We start from the raw sequence: 17,014 nt of genomic DNA, 5'->3' as shown, positions 1-17,014 counted from the left end.
AAGCGCCGTCACAGCTCCTCGACACGCCGGGGTGGAAAACTCTCCCAACTCTGGCAGCCGGGGCACTGCCAGAAGTAACTACCAGTCTCGAAGCCGCATTGCTGACAGCGGTAGCGCAGCAATGGACGCACCGCCTTGGCCAGATTGGCCTCAATGGCGGCATCGCCGCGATGCAGCAGCTGGGTCAGCTTGGCCGATGCGACCAGCGACGGATACTTGCGCAGATGCGTCACGTACCAGTGGTCCGCGCGGGGCAGTCCCATGTGCTGCTCCATCGCCACCAACGCCAGGAGCACGTCCAGGCTGCCATGCGCCTCGTAATGCGCGCGCAGCAGGTCATGCCACTGCTGCAGCAGCGGCATGGCATGGGGATCGAGCTTCGCGAACGCATCATCAAGCAATCCTGCCAGCAACGGCACGGCATCGGGCGTGCCTGCGCCGACCTGCAGCGCCAGCTCAATCGCCTCGCGCGACTGCCCCCGCTGGCGCAACAGTTTGACCTGCTCGATCCAGGGTCGCACGCTGCCCTCCACCTGCGCAGTTGCCTGCATCAGCAGGCGCGAGGCGGTCTCAAAGTCCTTGCGGCGCATCGCTTCGTCGGCCTGCTCGCACCAGTAATGCACCTGCCGCCCGTTGGCCTTGAGGCCGGCGGGCACATCCACCATGCGTGCGGCCAGTGCCTGTGCCTGGGGCCAGTCGTGGGTGCGCTCATAGATGTAGAGCAAGGCCGTCTGGGCCTGCTGCTGCAGCTGTGTGCCGTCTAGCGCCTGCAGCGCCGCCTCGGCACGGTCGAGCAGGCCTGCTTTGAGGAAATCCTGCGCGAGGTCCCACTGCGCGCGCGCGCGGTCCGCAGCGCTCAGGTCGGCCCGCGCCAATAGGTGCTCGTGTACACGCACGGCGCGGTCATATTCGCCACGGCGGCGAAACAGGCTGCCAAGCGCAAAGTGCAGCTCCACGGTGTCCGGGTCGGACTGCACGGCCTCGACGAACACATCGATGGCCTTGTCCTGCTGTTCGTTGAGCAAATAGGTCAGCCCCTGAAAATAGGGGCGAGGCGAACTGCGCTGCATGATGCGCATCTGCCGCCAATCCATGCGCGATGCCAGCCAACCCAGTACAAAGGCCAGTGGCAGGCCCAGCAACAGCCAACTCCAGTCGAAATCCATGTGTTACTCGCCTTGCTCAGACTGAGACGTAGTAGAAGATTGAAATTGCGCGCCAAAGGCCTGCTCACGCTGACGTAGCCTGCGCCAGCGCGGGATCACGGTCGCCAGGCCCAGCGCCAGCCCTAGCGCGAACGCCACCAGCATGGCCAGCACCAGTGGCCCCTGCCACTGCATGCCGAAGAACCAGTGCACAGTGACGTGGTGCTGATTGTTGAGCGAAAAGGCAAACAGAACAAAGAAAAAGGCTGCCCGCAGCAGCCAGATCAGGTATTTCATTGTGGGCAGGAAGGCGTCGCAACAGCAGCGGCAGAGCGCCGACACAAAACACTGGGATGCGGTGGGCCATCATAACCCGGCAATCCAGCGGCATCGGCCGGCTAACGGCCAGAGCGCGGGTGCTGCGCAAGTGCGATTGCGTTGCTGCTTACTTGGGCGCAGCCTTGTCCACCGCCTCGCGCAAGGCCTTGCCCGGCTTGAAATGCAGTACGCGCTTTTCCGGCACCGCCACCGTTTCCCCATTACGCGGGTTGCGCCCGATGCGCGGCGCCCGGCGGTTGACGGTAAAGCTGCCAAAGCCGCGAATCTCGATGCGATGCCCCTGTTCCAGCGCATCAGCCATGGCTTCGAGCAGGACGCGCACGGCATACTCGGCATCAGACTGGCTCAGCTGGCTGAAATGCGCCGCAAGCTCTTCAACGAGATCGGATCGGGTCATAAAGCATCTATCGGAGTGAAAGCGACACAGGCATCGGTCAGTGCCGCAGTTGTAACCAGCTCGTCAGGCAAGGCCCGCATAAAGATCGGCGCCACGAAGGCGCCGGTGCAAGAACCTGCTTACGCTCTAAGCCAGCAGCGGGGAAGCGACGGTACCGTGCACCGGCAGCCGCCATTCCCGCAATGCATTACTTCTCTTCGGAAGAAGCCGTATCGAGCTTGGCCTTGAGCAGCGCGCCCAGGCTGGTCGTGCCAGCGTTGCCCATCGACTGCTGCGACAGGCTCTCCAGCGCTTCCTGTTGCTCGGCGGCGTCCTTGGCCTTGATCGACAGCTGGATGCTGCGGTTCTTGCGGTCGATGTTGGTGATCACTGCCGTGACCTCGTCACCTTCCTTCAGAACGTTGCGGGCATCTTCGACGCGGTCGGCGGAGATGTCCGAAGCACGCAGATAGCCGATGATGTCCTCGCCCAGCTCGATTTCAGCACCCTTGGCATCGACGCTCTTGACCTTGCCGGTCACGGTCTGACCACGGTCGTTGACCGAAGCAAACGTGGTGAACGGATCGGCATCAAGCTGCTTGATGCCCAGCGAGATGCGTTCGCGCTCGACATCCACGGCCAGCACGACGGCCTCGACTTCCTGGCCCTTCTTGTAGTTGCGCACTGCGGTCTCGCCCGGCTCGTTCCACGACAGGTCGGACAGATGCACCAGCCCGTCGATGCCCGATGCCAGGCCAACGAACACGCCGAAGTCGGTGATCGACTTGATCGGACCCTTGACGCGGTCGCCACGGTTGGTGTTCTGCGCAAAATCGTGCCAGGGGTTGACCTTGGTCTGCTTCATGCCCAGGCTGATGCGGCGCTTGTCCTCGTCGATGTCGAGCACCATGACTTCGACTTCCTCGCCCAGCGAGACGACCTTGGAGGGCGCCACGTTCTTGTTGGTCCAGTCCATTTCCGAGACGTGCACCAGCCCTTCGATGCCGGGTTCGAGCTCGACGAAGGCACCGTAGTCGGCAATGTTGGTGACCTTGCCGAACAAACGGGTGTTGGCAGGGTAGCGACGTGCGACGCCAACCCAAGGATCCTCGCCCAGCTGCTTGAGGCCCAGCGACACACGCTGCTTTTCCGGATCGAACTTGAGGACCTTGGCGGTAATTTCCTGGCCGGCCTGCACCACTTCGGAGGGATGACGCACGCGGCGCCATGCCATGTCGGTGATGTGCAGCAAGCCATCGATGCCACCCAGATCGACGAACGCGCCGTACTCGGTGATGTTCTTGACCACGCCCTGGACGATGGCGCCCTCGCGCAGCGTCGCCAGCAGCTTCTCGCGCTCTTCGCCCATCGAGGCCTCGACCACCGCACGGTGCGAGAGCACGACGTTGTTGCGCTTGCGATCGAGCTTGATGACCTTGAATTCGAGGGTCTTGTTCTCGTAGGGTGTCAGGTCCTTGACCGGCCGGGTATCGACCAGCGAGCCGGGCAGGAAGGCGCGGATGCCGTTGACCAGCACCGTCAGGCCGCCCTTGACACGGCCAGTGGTCGTGCCGGTAACGAATTCGCCCGACTCCAGCGCCTTTTCCAACGCCAGCCAGGAAGCCAGACGCTTGGCAGTGTCGCGCGAGAGAATGGTGTCGCCGTAGCCGTTCTCGATGGAGCCAATGGCCACCGAGACGAAGTCACCGACGTTGACTTCGACTTCGCCCTGATCGTTCTTGAACTCTTCCAGCGGGATGTAGGACTCGGACTTGAGACCGGCATTGACCACCACAGTGTTGTGCTCGATGCGCACAACTTCAGCGGTGATGACTTCCCCTGGACGCATTTCGGTGCGTTGCAGAGATTCCTCGAATAGGGCGGCAAAAGATTCAGACATGGAGTTCCTTGACCTGCCATCGGCTTCCGCCAGCACCATTGCTGGACGTTTTTACCTCGAATGGCAGGCGTCGCGGCCAGGGCTGCGGCCCGTGCAAAGGGCGTGTCATGCAGGCCATGGCCAGTTGGGTTGATGAACAAATGCCTGGCTGCCAGCAGCCAGGCGCTCGGATCTTCACAAGCCGCTTGAAATCAATGAATGAGCAGGCGTTGCACCAAGGCGCAGCTTCCAGCCCAATCCGTCAGGACTGCCGCTCAGCCCACCAGCGCAGTACCTGCTCGGTGGCAGCCTGCACGTCCATTTCGGAGTTATCCAACACCTCGGCATCGTGCGCGGCCTTAAGCGGAGCAGCTGCGCGGGTGGTATCCCGCAGGTCCCTAGCTTCAAGTTCTTCGCGAAGGGTCGAAAGTGTAGCTGAATTCCCTTTGGAAATCAATTGCTTATAGCGACGCTCAGCGCGCTTTTCGGCGCTCGCGGTCAAAAACACCTTCAGCGGCGCGTGTGGAAACACCACCGTGCCCATGTCTCGACCATCGGCAACCAGCCCTGGCAGGCGGGCAGCCTGGCGTTGCCAGTCCAGCAAGGCCTCGCGCACCTCGCCGATTGCGGAGATCAGCGACGCGTCCCGGCCAACCTGCTCGGTACGAATTTCCGCAGAAACGTCGCGCCCATCCAACAGAATGCGCTCGCCGTCGAAACACAAGGGCAGATTGCGTGCCAGTTCGGCCAGTTGCCGCGCATTGGCAGGGTCGATGTCCAGTTGCCTGCGCCGCGCTGCCAGTGCAGCCACGCGATACAGCGCGCCGGAATCGAGCACACCATAGCCCAGCTGCTGCGCTACCGCCTGCGCCAACGTGCCTTTGCCGGATGCGCTGGGGCCATCGATGCAGATCACCGGCACCCGCCCGGCACGTGCCTGCACAACCCCAAACAGCGTCTCGAAGTAGTCCGGAAAGGTCTTTCCTACACAGCGCGGATCCTCGATGCGTACACGCACACCGGCAGGGTTGAAGGCTGCCAGCGCAAAGCACATCGCCATGCGGTGGTCGTCATACGTGGCGATGGAGGCGGCCCGCCAGGCCTGCGCGGCAGGCGGCGTGATGGCCAGCCAGTCAGGACCTGCCTGCACTGCAGCGCCGAGCTTGGCCAGCTCCGTCTGCATGGCGTCGATGCGGTCGGTTTCCTTGACGCGCCAGCTGCCGATGTTGCGGATGCGCGTGGGCCCGTCAGCGTACAGGGCCATGATGGCCAGCGTCATGGCCGCGTCGGGAATGTGGTTGGCGTCGATGTCGATGGCCTTGAGCGGCCAGGCACCGCGGCGCACCACCAGCCGGTTCGACTCCGCCTGCACGTCCACCCCCATTTGCCGGGCCGCTTCGATGAACTGGATGTCGCCCTGAATGGAGTCCGCTCCCAACCCCTCGATCGTAATGGCCTGCCCCTGCGCAGGATCGCTGGCGATACCGCCGAGCGCGATGAAGTAACTGGCCGACGAGGCATCAGGCTCCACCTGCAGCACGCCCGGTGAGCGATAACGGCTACCGGCTGGAACGACGAAACGCCGCCAGTTCTCATTGCGTACAGCGACACCAAAGCGCTGCAGCAGATGGAGGGTGATGGCCACATAGGGCAGCGAGATCAGCGGACCGTCGACCTCGATGACGCGCTCACGTCGCTCAGCCACCAACGGCAGGGCCATCAACATGGCCGAGAGAAACTGGCTGGAGACATCGCCGCGGATGCGGATGGTCTGCGCTTCGTCGAGCCGGGCGGTATCCAGCCCCGCCAGCTGCAGCGGCGGAAAGCCCGGATTCTTCTCATACGTAATGCGCGCGCCCAACGGACGCAGAGCGTCGACCAGATCCCCGATGGGACGCTCCTGCATGCGCGCCACGCCCGTCAGTGTGAACTGCTGCCCGTCGCGCGCCAGCAAGGCCAACGCGGCCGTCAGCGGCCGCATGGCCGTGCCGGCATTGCCCAGATGCAGCTGCAGGCCAGCAGGCATGGCATGCCTGTCTAGCCCGGTTACGTGCAGTTCGTCACCGTTCTGTTGGATGCGACAACCCAGTTGCTCCAGGGCTGTGCGCATAGCCTGCGTGTCGTCCGATGCCAACAGGCCGCGCAGCACTGTCGTACGTCCCTCGCACAACGCAGCCAGCAGCAGTGCGCGGTTGGAAATGCTCTTGGAGCCGGGCAGACGCACCACGCCGTGGGCACTTGCCAGCGGCGGAATGTCGAGAAAGGGAATGGAATACATGGCTGGCTCAGGCAGATGAAAAATGCGCTTGGGGCAGGCAGGGTTCACACGGGTGATGCATCGAGCCCCGCGCGGCGATCGCAGGTCTTTCTAATCATGCCATTGGCTGCGCGCGACACTGGCCTTGCGAATCAGCGCTTCCAGCGCGTCCGCGTCGCCAGCGTGCATGGCGCGCTGGAATTGCTGCAGCGACAGCACAAGCTCACGCAGTCGGCCCGCAATCTCCACGCGGTTGGCGAGCAGAACATCGCGCCACAGCGTGGCGTCGCCCGCAGCAATACGGCTGAAGTCCCGAAAACCTGGTCCGGCCAGGCGCAGCAGCCGCTCGCTTTCATCACGCCCCAGCAGGCTGTTGACATAGGCAAATGCCAGCAGGTGCGGCAAGTGGCTGACTGCCGCCAGCACCGAGTCATGCTCAAGCGCAGAGAGAATGAACACATGGCTGCCCAGCGCCTTCCACAGCGCCTGCGCCTGCTCGACCTTGTCGATGGCAGTGGCGGGCGTCGGAGTCAGCACCACCTTGGCGCCGTGATAAAGGGTGGCATCGGCATGCTCGACGCCGGCCACTTCCTTGCCGGCGATAGGATGGGCGGGCACGAAGTACTGCGCGTTCCAGCCCAGCTGCTTTTCCGCCGCCTGAACCACATCCTGCTTGGTCGAGCCCAGATCCATCGTCAACACATCGGGCTGCACAAACTGGCGGATGGTTTTGAAGGTCTCGCCCGTCGCCGCCACGGGTACGGCCAGCACGATCAGTTCGGCACCTGCGCAGGCCTGCATGGCGGACTTGGCCTCGACATCAATGACGCCGAGCTGGCGCGCCTTGGCCGTCGTCGATGGTGACTTGCTGTAACCCACCACCTGCTTGACCAGCCCAGCGCGCTTGAGCGCAAGTGCGAGCGAGCCGCCCATCAGCCCGCAACCGATCAAGCCCATCTGGTTGTACATCATTGCCATCACGTAGTCCTTTGCCGTGCCGGAGGTTTCAGTGACGCACCGGGTACGCACCCAGCAGCTTGAAATAGGCGCTCAACGCGCGAAGCTCCTGCAGCGCCGCCGCCACATGGGGCTGGGCCGGGTGACCGTCCAGGTCAATGTAGAAGTAATATTCCCACTGGCCGGTGCGCGCCGGGCGCGATTCGAAGCGCGTCATGGACACACCATGCTGCTTGAGCGGCGTCAGCAGCTCGTGCACGGCACCAGGGCGGTTGGGCACGGCAATCACGAGGCTGGTGGCGTCGCGGCCCGTGGGCTCGGGCGTGGCCATGACCGAGGGCAGCGTGATCACGCCAAAGCGCGTGCGGTTGTAGGCATCGTCCTGAATTGCCGGGGCAACGATGTGCAGCCCGAACTGCGTGGCGGCGCGCTCGCTGGCCAGCGCGGCCCAGGCCGGATTGGTGGCGGCCAGACGCGCCCCTTCGGCGTTGCTGGAGACAGGCCGACGCTCAGCATGCGGCAGGTGCTTGGCCAGCCAGGCATGGCACTGCGCAAGCGCCTGCGGATGGGCGAGCACCGCCTCGATCTCCTCGGCATCGGCGCGCAGCCGCAGCAGGTTGTGGCGCACCTGCAGAATCACCTCGCCCACCATGTGCACAGGCGACTGCAGCAGCAGGTCGAGCGAGCGGGTCACCACCCCTTCGTTGGAGTTTTCCAGGCCCACCACCCCGAACTGGGCATTGCCGGAGACGGTGGCATGGAAGACCTCGTCGAAGCTGTTGCAGTACACGATGTCGGCGGCACCGCCAAAGTATTCGACGGCTGCCTGCTCGCAGAACGTGCCGGCCGGTCCCAACACCGCGACCCGCTGCGGTGACTCCAGCGCCAGGCAGGCCGACATGATCTCGCGCCAGATCGCGGAGACATGCGCATTCTTGAGCGGGCCGGTGTTGGCGCGCTGGATCTTCTCGATCACCTGCGCCACACGATCGGGTCGGAAATAGGTGCTGCCTTCCTTCTTCTTGAGCTCGCCCACCTCCTGGGCAACGCGAGCGCGCTGATTCAGCGTCTCCAGCAACTGGCGGTCCAGCGCATCAATGCGCTGGCGCAGCGCCAGCAGTTCAGGCGTGGCGGCCGGCTCGGCGAGGGGCTTGTTCATGGCTGGGCGAGTGCGTCAGGCAAATCGTGTCGTGGGTAGGCGTCGGCACATGGTGCGACGGGGCCAAAGCAGTGGGCGCTCAAGCCGCGGTCTTTTCAAATTCTCGCAGGTAGTCGATCAGCGCATCCACGCCCGCTTCGGGCATGGCGTTGTAGAGGCTGGCACGCATGCCCCCGACCGACTTGTGCCCCTTGAGCTGCAACAGCCCACGCGCCTTGGCGCCTGCCAGGAAATCCGCGTTGCGGCTCTCATCGGCCAGGAAGAAAGGTACGTTCATGCGCGAGCGTGCTGCCGGTGCAACCTTGTTGTTGTAGAAGCTGCTGGCATCCAGAAACGCATAGAGCTTTTCAGCCTTGCGGATGTTGCGCGCCTCCACCGCGGCCAGTCCTTGCAGATCGCCGTCGCGCTGGCGCAGCACCCAGTCGAACACCAAGCCAGCGACGTAAATGCCCCAGGTCGGCGGCGTGTTGTACATTGACTGGTTCTTCGCCACCAGCTCGTAGTTGAACGCGCTGGGGCAGATCGGCAAGGCGTGGCCGATCAGGTCCTCGCGCACGATGACGATGGTCAGCCCTGCTGGCCCGAGATTCTTCTGCGCGCCGGCAAACGCCAGCGCCACCCGGCTCCAGTCGATCGGGCGCGAGGCAATGTGCGACGAGCAGTCGATCACCAGCGGAATGTCCGCGCCCAGCGCCTTGAGATCAGGCAGTTGCTGGTACTCGATGCCATGAATGGTCTCGTTGCTGCAGATATGCAGATAGGCCGCATCCGGGCTGATCTGCCAGCTGGCCGGGTCGGGAATCTCGGTGAATCCGCTGGCCTCGGCACTGGCAGCAACCCTGGCTGCTGCGTACTTGCCGGCTTCCTTGAACGACTTCTGCGTCCAGCCGCCAGTAAGCACGAAGTCCACCACGCCGCCACGTGAGATGTTCAGCGGCACGATGGCATTCTCGCCAATGCCGCCTCCCTGCATGAACAAAATCTTGAAGTGCGCAGGCACGGCCAGCAGCGTGCGCAGATCGCGCTCGGCCTTCTCGTAAATCGAGAGGAACTCCGCACCGCGGTGGCTCATCTCCATCACGCTCATGCCGCTGCCATGCCAATCCAGCATTTCCGCTGCGGCAGTCTGCAAAACTTCTTCCGGCAGCGCAGCAGGGCCTGCGGAGAAGTTAAAGGGACGCTTGATCGCGCTCATCGTGTCACATTCCTAAAAAAATAGCTGCCAGCCGGCGCAATATCCTGCTGCAACTGCCCGGCCTCGGCTACGGCAACGCCATCACACAAATGCGTGCCGCCACATTCGAACCGACAGCATCGCCGCAAGCGGAGGCCGCGCAGCGCAACTGGCCTAGAACAGGTTCGTCTGAGCCGCTCAGTCAGTGGTCGGGCTACTGTCTTCATCCGCCGCTCCCGATTGAGCAGCCTCCCCATTGTTCGCTCCACCAGCATCGGCCTCCAAACCCATCTGAGCCCCGCTGTCGATGCCATTGGCGTCGTTCTCGACAATGCGCTGCAGTCCGATCAGCTTGGCGCCTTCATCCAACGCAATCAGGGTCACGCCCTGCGTCGCGCGACCCAGCTCACGGATCTCCGCCACCCGGGTGCGCACCAGCACGCCGGTATCGGTAATCAACATGATCTCGTCATCGGGTCCAACCAGTGTGGCAGCCACGACCTTGCCGTTGCGCTCGGACTGCTGGATGGCGATCATGCCCTTGGTGCCGCGGCCATGGCGGGTGTACTCGGTGATGGCCGTGCGCTTGCCATAGCCGTTCTCGGTGGCCGTCAGCACGCTCTGCGTGGAGGGATCGCCTTCGGCCTCCGCCACCAGCATGGCGATCACGCTCTGTCCTTCCTCCAGGTTCATGCCGCGCACGCCACGCGCGTTGCGGCCCATCGGGCGCACGTCATTCTCGTCAAAGCGTACGGCCTTGCCGTTATCCGAGAACAGCATCACGTCATGCTTGCCATCGGTCAGCGCCGCGCCGATCAGGTAATCACCTTCGTCCAGCCCGACAGCGATGATGCCGGCCTTGCGCGGGTTGCTGAATTCGGTCAGCGCGGTTTTCTTGACCGTACCCTTGGCCGTGGCCATGAAGACGTACTGATCGTCCGGGAATTTGCGCGCCTCGCCCGTCAGCGGCAACACCACGGTGATCTTCTCACCCTCGGCCAGCGGGAACATATTGATGATGGGACGCCCACGCGAGCCGCGCGAACCCGAGGGCACTTCCCAGACCTTGAGCCAGTACAGGCGGCCACGATCGGAGAAGCACAGGATGTAGTCGTGCGTGTTGGCGATGAAGAGCTGGTCGATCCAGTCGTCTTCCTTGGTGGCCGTGGCCTGCTTGCCACGCCCGCCGCGGCGTTGTGCCCGGTATTCGGACAGAGGCTGGCTTTTGATGTAGCCGCTGTGGCTGAGCGTGACAACCATGTCCACCGGCGTGATCAGGTCCTCGGTCGAGAGGTCCTGCGCGCTGTACTCGATCTGGCTGCGGCGCGCGCCCAGCTTGGTATCGCCATACTCGGTCTTGATCGCCGTCAGCTCGTCCGCAATGATGGTGGAGACGCGCTCGGGCTTGGCCAGAATGTCCAGCAGATCCTCGATCTGTGCCATGACGTCCTTGTATTCGGCAACGATCTTGTCCTGCTCCAGTCCGGTCAGCCGCGACAGGCGCATCGCCAGGATTTCCGAGGCCTGCACGTCCGAGAGGCGGTAGAGGCCATCGCGTCCCAACCCGTACTGCTTGCCCAGCGTCTCGGGCCGGTAGTCATCGGCATTGACCACGCTACCGTCCTCACGCGCGCGGGTGAGCATCTGCTTGACGATCTGACTGTCCCAGCTTCTGGCCATCAGCTCGGCCTTGGCCACCGGCGGCGTGGGTGACTCGCGGATGATTCGGATGAACTCGTCGATGTTCGCCAGTGCCACGGCCAGGCCTTCAAGCACATGGCCACGCTCGCGGGCCTTGCGCAATTCGAACACGGTGCGCCGTGTAACCACCTCGCGGCGGTGTTCGAGAAATACCTGCAGCAGGTCCTTGAGGTTGCACAGGCGGGGCTGACCGTCGATCAACGCCACCATGTTGATGCCAAAAGTGTCCTGCAGCTGCGTCTGCTTGTAGAGATTGTTGAGCACGACTTCGGCGACTTCGCCGCGCTTGAGCTCGATCACCAGGCGCATGCCGGACTTGTCCGACTCATCCTGGATATGGCTGATGCCTTCGAGCTTTTTCTCGTGGACCAGCTCGGCCATGCGCTCCTGCAGCGTCTTCTTGTTGACCTGATAGGGCAACTCGTCAACGATGATGGCCTGGCGCTGGCCACGGTCGATATCCTCGAAATGCACCTTGGCACGCATCACCACCCGCCCGCGCCCGGTGCGGTAGCCTTCCTTGACACCATTCATTCCGTAGATGATGCCGCCGGTAGGAAAATCAGGCGCCGGGATGAACTCCATGAGTTCATCGATGTCCGCATCGGGCTTGTGCAACAGATGCAGGCAGGCATTGACGGTTTCACTCAGGTTGTGCGGCGGGATGTTGGTGGCCATGCCCACCGCAATACCGGCCGAGCCGTTGACCAGCAGATTGGGAAACCGCGCCGGCAACACCAACGGCTCCTGCTCGGAGCCGTCGTAGTTCGGCCCGAAGTCCACCGTCTCCTTGTCGATGTCGGCCAGCAGCTCGTGCGCGATCTTCGTCAACCGCACCTCGGTGTAGCGCATGGCCGCCGCGTTGTCGCCATCGACCGAGCCGAAGTTGCCCTGCCCGTCCACCAGCATGTGGCGCAGAGAGAATGGCTGCGCCATGCGCACGATGGTGTCGTAGATCGCGCTGTCGCCGTGCGGGTGGTATTTACCCATGACGTCGCCGACGATACGCGCACTCTTTCTGAACGGGCGGTTCCAGTCGTTGTTCTGCTCATGCATGCCGTAGAGCACGCGCCGATGCACGGGCTTGAGACCGTCCCGCGCATCCGGCAGCGCCCGCCCAACGATTACGCTCATCGCGTAATCCAGATAGCTGCGGCGCATCTCTTCCTCGAGGCTGACGGGCAGAGTTTCCTTGGCAAATTCTGTCATGGTGTGCGGGCCCTTGCCGTGCGGTGCCGGCAGGCCTGTGCGAGCAAAAGAAGCCATTGTATCCGGCACCCGCCTGTCTCCTTCTTGCAACACCCAAGTCCCGTTTCCAACAATGTTGGTTTCGGCTGACATCTGGCAGTGGCGATATCCGCATGCCCTATGGCACAATTGGCCTCAACGTTTTGGTGGCTTTACCAACACGTCCATTTCTCTCGCAGCGAGGCTGCGGCCCTTTCCCCAAGAGGAGAACCATGAAGAAACTCAACAAAGTGGCGGTTTTGTTTGCCTCTGCTGCACTCGCAACAGCCGCCGCACATGCTCAGCAAGCACCCCTGGCCAATGGCACCGGCGCCAACGTTCAAGTACAAGCAGCCGATGGCGGCAATGCAATCAACAACTGGCAGAACGGCAGCGGAGAGCTGGTCTGGGTCAATGGCACAAACGAACTGTGCTGGCGCAATGCGTTCTGGACTCCCGCTACTGCAGCAACCGGCTGCGATGGCGCACTGGTCGTCCAGGCCCCCGCACCTGCTCCTGCTGCACCCGTGCCGCCTCCTCCCGCCCCCGAGCCTGAGTGGGTGAAGACCTCCTTCTCGGCTGACACTTTCTTTGATTTCGACAAGGCCACCCTGAAGCCCGAAGGCCGTGCCCAGCTGGATGAACTCGCTGAGCGCGTGCACTCCGACAACTTCGACCTGGAAGTCATCATTGCCGTGGGTCACACCGACTCCACCGGTCCTGAGGCGTACAACCAAGGCCTGTCCGAGCGCCGTGCGGCTGCGGTCAAGGAATACCTGGTCAGCAAGGGCATCGATGCCAACCGCATCTACACCGAAGGCAAGGGTGAGCTCGAGCCGATCGCCAGCAACGCTACCCGCGAAGGCCGCGCGCAGAACCGTCGCGTGGAAATCGAAGTGGTTGGTACGGCTCGCGAGCAGCGCGTCCAGTAATTCCTCCCTCACCCTCGTTGGTGAAGGCAAAGCCCCTCCCCGGAGGGGCTTTTTCATGCCCGCCTTCGCCAACTGCAGCATTGGCATAATGCCGGCATGACGACTTCATCCATCACCGCCTCCAACGCGGATGCCCAAGAGCTTCAGAAATTCTCGAATCTGGCCGACAAGTGGTGGGATCCGCATGGTGCATTCCGCCCGCTGCATGCCATCAATCCGTTGCGCCTGGAATGGATCAGCCAATGCTGCGCGAGCCTTGCCGGCAAGCGCATCGTGGATGTCGGCTGCGGAGGCGGCATCCTGGCAGAGTCCATGGCACGCCGCGGCGCACAGCAGGTGCTAGGTATCGATCTCGCGGAAAAGTCCCTGGGTGTGGCCACTCTGCATGCGCTCGACGGCAAGTTGGACAACCTGCGGTACGAGTGCATCAGCGCGGAAAACCTGGCCGAGCGTGAACCTGGCTCCTTCGATGTCGTCACCTGCATGGAAATGCTCGAGCACGTTCCCGACCCCGAGTCCATCGTTCGCGCCTGCGCACAAATGGCCAAGCCCGGTGGCTGGCTGTTTTTCTCCACCATCAACCGCAATGCCAAGTCCTGGCTTTTTGCCATCGTCGGCGCGGAATACGTCCTCGGCATCTTGCCGCGCGGTACGCATGACCATGCCAAGTTCATCACTCCCGCCGAGTTGGCCTGCTGGCTGCGCCGTGCCGAGCTGGATCTTCAGGCCAGCAAGGGGCTGGAACACAATCCCATCACTGGACGCTACTGGCTCAGTGACAACCTGGACGTGAACTACATGCTCGCGGCGCGCAAACCATGACACCTCAGGCCGTATTGTTCGACCTGGATGGCACGCTCGTCGATAGTGCCGCGGATCTGGCACTGGCCGTTAACCGCATGCGCCAGCAGCGCGCGCAGCCCCCATTGCCCATTGCGCAGTATCGACCATTGGTCGGCAGCGGCGCACGAGGGCTTCTGCCCATTGGGCTGGACGCGGACCCGGATTCACCCTCTTTCGCGTCATTGCGCGACGAGTTCTTCGATACCTACGAAGCTTGCATCGGCGAAGCGACACAGCCCTTTGACGGCGTTGCCCAGGTGCTCGACGCTCTGCGCGTCGGCCAGATACCTTGGGGCATCGTGACCAACAAGATCGAGCGCCTTGCCAGACCTATCGTAGCGGGCGATCCGGCGCTTGCGCAGTGCCAAGCACTGGTCGGCGGGGACACGACCGCCCACGCCAAACCCCACCCGCTGCCTCTGCTGCATGCAGCCGCACTCTTGAAAGTGCCCCCTTCAGGCTGCATCTATGTCGGTGATGATCGGCGTGACATGCTGGCAGGCAAATCCGCCGGCATGACCACGGTTGCTGCCCGCTATGGATATATTGCTGCAGACGACGACACAGCTACGTGGCCAGCCGATCACTATATCGATTCTCCGCTGGAACTCTTGACCTTGCTGGGAATCGAATAGAATGGCTTCTCTGGGGCTGTCCTGGTTTCGACGCGGGTACAGATCTGGAGTGGTGCATGCCGAGCTTGAGTCACGCTCGTAAATCTTGATTCGAAAAACTAACTGCAAACGACGATCGTTTCGCACTCGCCGCTTAAATCCCGGTGAGACTTGCAACAGCTCGCTGATGGGCTGGGTGAAGGCCGCAAGGCCGTAGCTGCAAGTTCATTCACATCAGCTGGTCGACAGCCGGGCATCTTGGCTGCCGATGAGATCCAAGGATGCTGGCCTTGCAAGCAGCGTGTGGCTGCGCGGCCTGCAAGGCGAGATCAAAACAGACCACTAAGCATGTAGAACTGCCCAGAAAAGGCTTGCGGACGCGGGTTCAATTCCCGCCAGCTCCACCAACATTTAAAAAACCAACCGTTCTCGGTTGGGGTTTTTTCTTGTCTGTTTGCGCCAGTTCCCGCGTGTTGTTGGGGGTTCCTGCGGAAGCCTGCGGACTTCGCCGCCCGCCAGAACTGGCCGCTCGCGGCCACATTCCACTCTCTCCTGGCCATTCCTCGCTCCGACCTCGCTCCCTGAAACTGGCCCGAAGTCCGCAAAGGCCGCCAGTCACACCCATACAGATCAAAGAGTTGCGCGCGGACGAATCCAGCGGTTGGATTGCAGCATCGGATAGCAAAGGGAACACGAGCAACTTTCCTTGCGAGTCATCGCACTTGCAGTTTGTCAGAAACTCGCATATATTTTCGTACATGAACACGACGACCAAGACTGCCGAGCTGATTCGCCAGCGCATCGAGGCGATGCCGATCGGGGAGCCTTTCACCCCGACAGCATTCCTGGGGTGCGGCACGCGTGCGTCGGTCGATCAGACCCTCTCCCGCCTCGTCAAGGCAGGGTCGATCGAGCGTGTGACGCGCGGCGTCTTTGTGCGTCCCGAGGTCAGCCGTTTCGTTGGCAAGGTGATGCCCGAGCCTCTTAAGGTGGCCGAGACCGTTGCAAGGACCACAGGTGCCGTCGTCCAGGTTCATGGTGCTGAAGCGGCGCGTCGGCTCGAACTGACCACGCAGGTCCCGACCCAGTCTGTATTCGTGACATCCGGCCCGTCGAAGCGCATCCGCGTGGGCAAGATGGAGATCCGTCTGCAGCACGTCTGCCAACGCAAGTTGGCCCTGGCAGGACGACCCGCCGGGCTCGCGCTTGCGGCGATGTGGTATCTCGGCAAGAAGGAAGTGACGCCGGCTCTCATCGAGAAGATTCGGCGCAAGCTGGGATCGAGCGAATTCGAGGTGCTGAAGTCAGCCACCAGCTCAATGCCCGCGTGGATGAGCGACGCCATCTTCCGCAACGAGCGGACGGCCGTTCATGCCTGAGTCCTTCCTGCACCTGAAAGCTCAAGAGCAGTCCCAAATCTATCGGGCACTGGCCCCGCAGCTTGCGCGCACGCCCGTCGTACTGGAAAAGGATGTCTGGGTCTGCTGGGTGCTGCAGACCCTCTTCACCATGCCCGACCGACTGCCGATGGCCTTCAAGGGCGGCACCTCACTCTCCAAGGTGTTCGGCGCCATTGCCCGCTTCTCCGAGGACGTGGACATCACGCTCGACTACCGTGGCTTGGACGGCGCCTTCGACCCGTTTGCCGAAGGCGTCTCACGCAATCGGCTGAAGAAATTCAGCGAGGATCTCAAGTCTTTCGTGCGCGACCATGCCCACGGTGTCGTGGCGCCGCACTTCCAGAGAATGCTGGCGGAGGAGTTCGATGCCCAAGCGTTCCAGCTTGAAATCAGCGATGACGGCGAGCAGATGCGGATGCACTACCCGAGCGTGCTGGAGGTAACGGGAGACTATGTGGGCAACAGCGTCCTGATCGAGTTCGGTGGCCGCAACATCACCGAACCGAACGAGGAGCATGAGGTACGGCCCGATATCGCGGAACATGTCGCTGAACTCGATTTCCCTCGATCGACGGTCAGTGTGCTGTCTCCGGCACGTACCTTCTGGGAAAAAGCGACGCTGATGCACGTCGAGTGTCAGCGCGACGCGTTCCGCACAGGTGCCGAACGCCTGTCACGCCACTGGTACGACCTGGCCATGCTGGCCGATCTTGCCCATGGGCAAGCCGCTTTGGCCGATCGCGCTCTGCTCGCCGATGTCGTCAAGCACAAGAAGGCCTTCTACAACGCGAGCTACGCCAACTACGACGCATGCTTGGCCGGGCAGCTCAGACTCATTCCGGAAGATGCCGCACTGGCCGCGCTGCGCGATGACTTCCAGCGCATGATCGGTGCCGGCATGTTCATCGGCGAGCCTCCCACCTTCGATGCCATCGTCGATCGCCTGCGCGCGCTGGAAGCAGCGATCAATGGGATCGGCAATGGTTGAAGCAAGCGTCGCTGTTAAGGCTC

Annotated in this window: 14 protein-coding genes and 1 other RNA gene; 6 read left to right on the top strand and 9 right to left on the bottom strand. The window is 62.7% G+C overall.

Annotation, left to right across the window (positions count from 1 at the left end):
• Positions 1 to 8: 8 nt before the first annotated feature.
• The 9 genes from AAV94_RS07100 to gyrA form a co-directional block, all read right to left on the bottom strand.
• On the bottom strand, positions 9 to 1,166 hold the full coding sequence (locus tag AAV94_RS07100) for a lipopolysaccharide assembly protein LapB (RefSeq protein WP_046741640.1): 1,158 nt from the start codon (positions 1,164 to 1,166) through the stop codon (positions 9 to 11).
• 3 nt (positions 1,167 to 1,169) lie between these two features.
• A complete protein-coding gene (locus tag AAV94_RS07095; RefSeq protein WP_046741639.1) occupies positions 1,170 to 1,442 on the bottom strand; it encodes a LapA family protein in 273 nt (90 codons plus the stop codon).
• 148 nt (positions 1,443 to 1,590) lie between these two features.
• Complete coding sequence (locus tag AAV94_RS07090) at positions 1,591 to 1,881, bottom strand: integration host factor subunit beta (RefSeq protein ID WP_046741638.1); 291 nt, start codon at positions 1,879 to 1,881, stop codon at positions 1,591 to 1,593.
• A 187-nt stretch (positions 1,882 to 2,068) separates the two neighbouring features.
• Positions 2,069 to 3,799, bottom strand: a complete 1,731-nt coding sequence (gene rpsA, locus AAV94_RS07085; RefSeq protein ID WP_269430767.1) for a 30S ribosomal protein S1 — start codon at positions 3,797 to 3,799, stop codon at positions 2,069 to 2,071.
• Positions 3,800 to 4,001: 202 nt separating this feature from the next.
• On the bottom strand, positions 4,002 to 6,017 hold the full coding sequence (locus AAV94_RS07080) for a bifunctional 3-phosphoshikimate 1-carboxyvinyltransferase/cytidylate kinase (protein ID WP_046741637.1): 2,016 nt from the start codon (positions 6,015 to 6,017) through the stop codon (positions 4,002 to 4,004).
• 90 nt (positions 6,018 to 6,107) lie between these two features.
• Positions 6,108 to 6,965, bottom strand: coding sequence for a prephenate dehydrogenase (locus tag AAV94_RS07075; RefSeq protein WP_156454376.1), 858 nt, complete (start codon positions 6,963 to 6,965; stop codon positions 6,108 to 6,110).
• 37 nt (positions 6,966 to 7,002) lie between these two features.
• On the bottom strand, positions 7,003 to 8,112 hold the full coding sequence (gene pheA / locus AAV94_RS07070) for a prephenate dehydratase (protein ID WP_046741636.1): 1,110 nt from the start codon (positions 8,110 to 8,112) through the stop codon (positions 7,003 to 7,005).
• Positions 8,113 to 8,191: 79 nt separating this feature from the next.
• Positions 8,192 to 9,298 carry a 3-phosphoserine/phosphohydroxythreonine transaminase gene (gene serC / locus AAV94_RS07065; RefSeq protein ID WP_046741768.1) on the bottom strand — a complete coding sequence of 369 codons (1,107 nt, stop codon included), beginning with the start codon at positions 9,296 to 9,298 and terminating at the stop codon, positions 8,192 to 8,194.
• Between the two features lie 186 nt (positions 9,299 to 9,484).
• Complete coding sequence (gene gyrA, locus AAV94_RS07060; RefSeq protein ID WP_046741767.1) at positions 9,485 to 12,196, bottom strand: DNA gyrase subunit A; 2,712 nt, start codon at positions 12,194 to 12,196, stop codon at positions 9,485 to 9,487.
• Positions 12,197 to 12,447: 251 nt separating this feature from the next.
• Here gyrA and ompA point away from each other — a divergent pair, with 251 nt between their 5' ends.
• The 6 genes from ompA to AAV94_RS07035 all read left to right on the top strand — a co-directional run bounded on the left by ompA (position 12,448) and on the right by AAV94_RS07035 (position 16,991).
• Entirely contained in the window at positions 12,448 to 13,146 is a 699-nt protein-coding gene (ompA, locus tag AAV94_RS07055; protein ID WP_046741635.1) for an outer membrane protein OmpA, read from the top strand.
• A 96-nt stretch (positions 13,147 to 13,242) separates the two neighbouring features.
• On the top strand, positions 13,243 to 13,968 hold the full coding sequence (gene ubiG / locus AAV94_RS07050; RefSeq protein ID WP_046741634.1) for a bifunctional 2-polyprenyl-6-hydroxyphenol methylase/3-demethylubiquinol 3-O-methyltransferase UbiG: 726 nt from the start codon (positions 13,243 to 13,245) through the stop codon (positions 13,966 to 13,968).
• Positions 13,965 to 14,624, top strand: coding sequence for an HAD family hydrolase (locus AAV94_RS07045; protein ID WP_046741633.1), 660 nt, complete (start codon positions 13,965 to 13,967; stop codon positions 14,622 to 14,624). The genes ubiG and AAV94_RS07045 overlap by 4 nt, the downstream gene beginning before the upstream one ends.
• 12 nt (positions 14,625 to 14,636) lie before the next feature.
• Positions 14,637 to 15,010: a transfer-messenger RNA gene (ssrA, locus tag AAV94_RS14620) on the top strand.
• Between the two features lie 351 nt (positions 15,011 to 15,361).
• Entirely contained in the window at positions 15,362 to 15,982 is a 621-nt protein-coding gene (locus AAV94_RS07040) for a DUF6088 family protein (RefSeq protein WP_046741632.1), read from the top strand.
• Entirely contained in the window at positions 15,975 to 16,991 is a 1,017-nt protein-coding gene (locus tag AAV94_RS07035; protein ID WP_046741631.1) for a nucleotidyl transferase AbiEii/AbiGii toxin family protein, read from the top strand. Before AAV94_RS07040 ends, AAV94_RS07035 begins: the two co-directional genes overlap by 8 nt.
• The last annotated feature ends 23 nt before the right edge of the window (positions 16,992 to 17,014 follow it).

It is taken from the genome of Lampropedia cohaerens, assembly GCF_001005215.1.
Lineage (GTDB): Bacteria > Pseudomonadota > Gammaproteobacteria > Burkholderiales > Burkholderiaceae_C > Lampropedia > Lampropedia cohaerens.
Note: the sequence above shows the minus strand (reverse complement) of the source record. Positions and strands in the feature narration are given on the sequence as shown.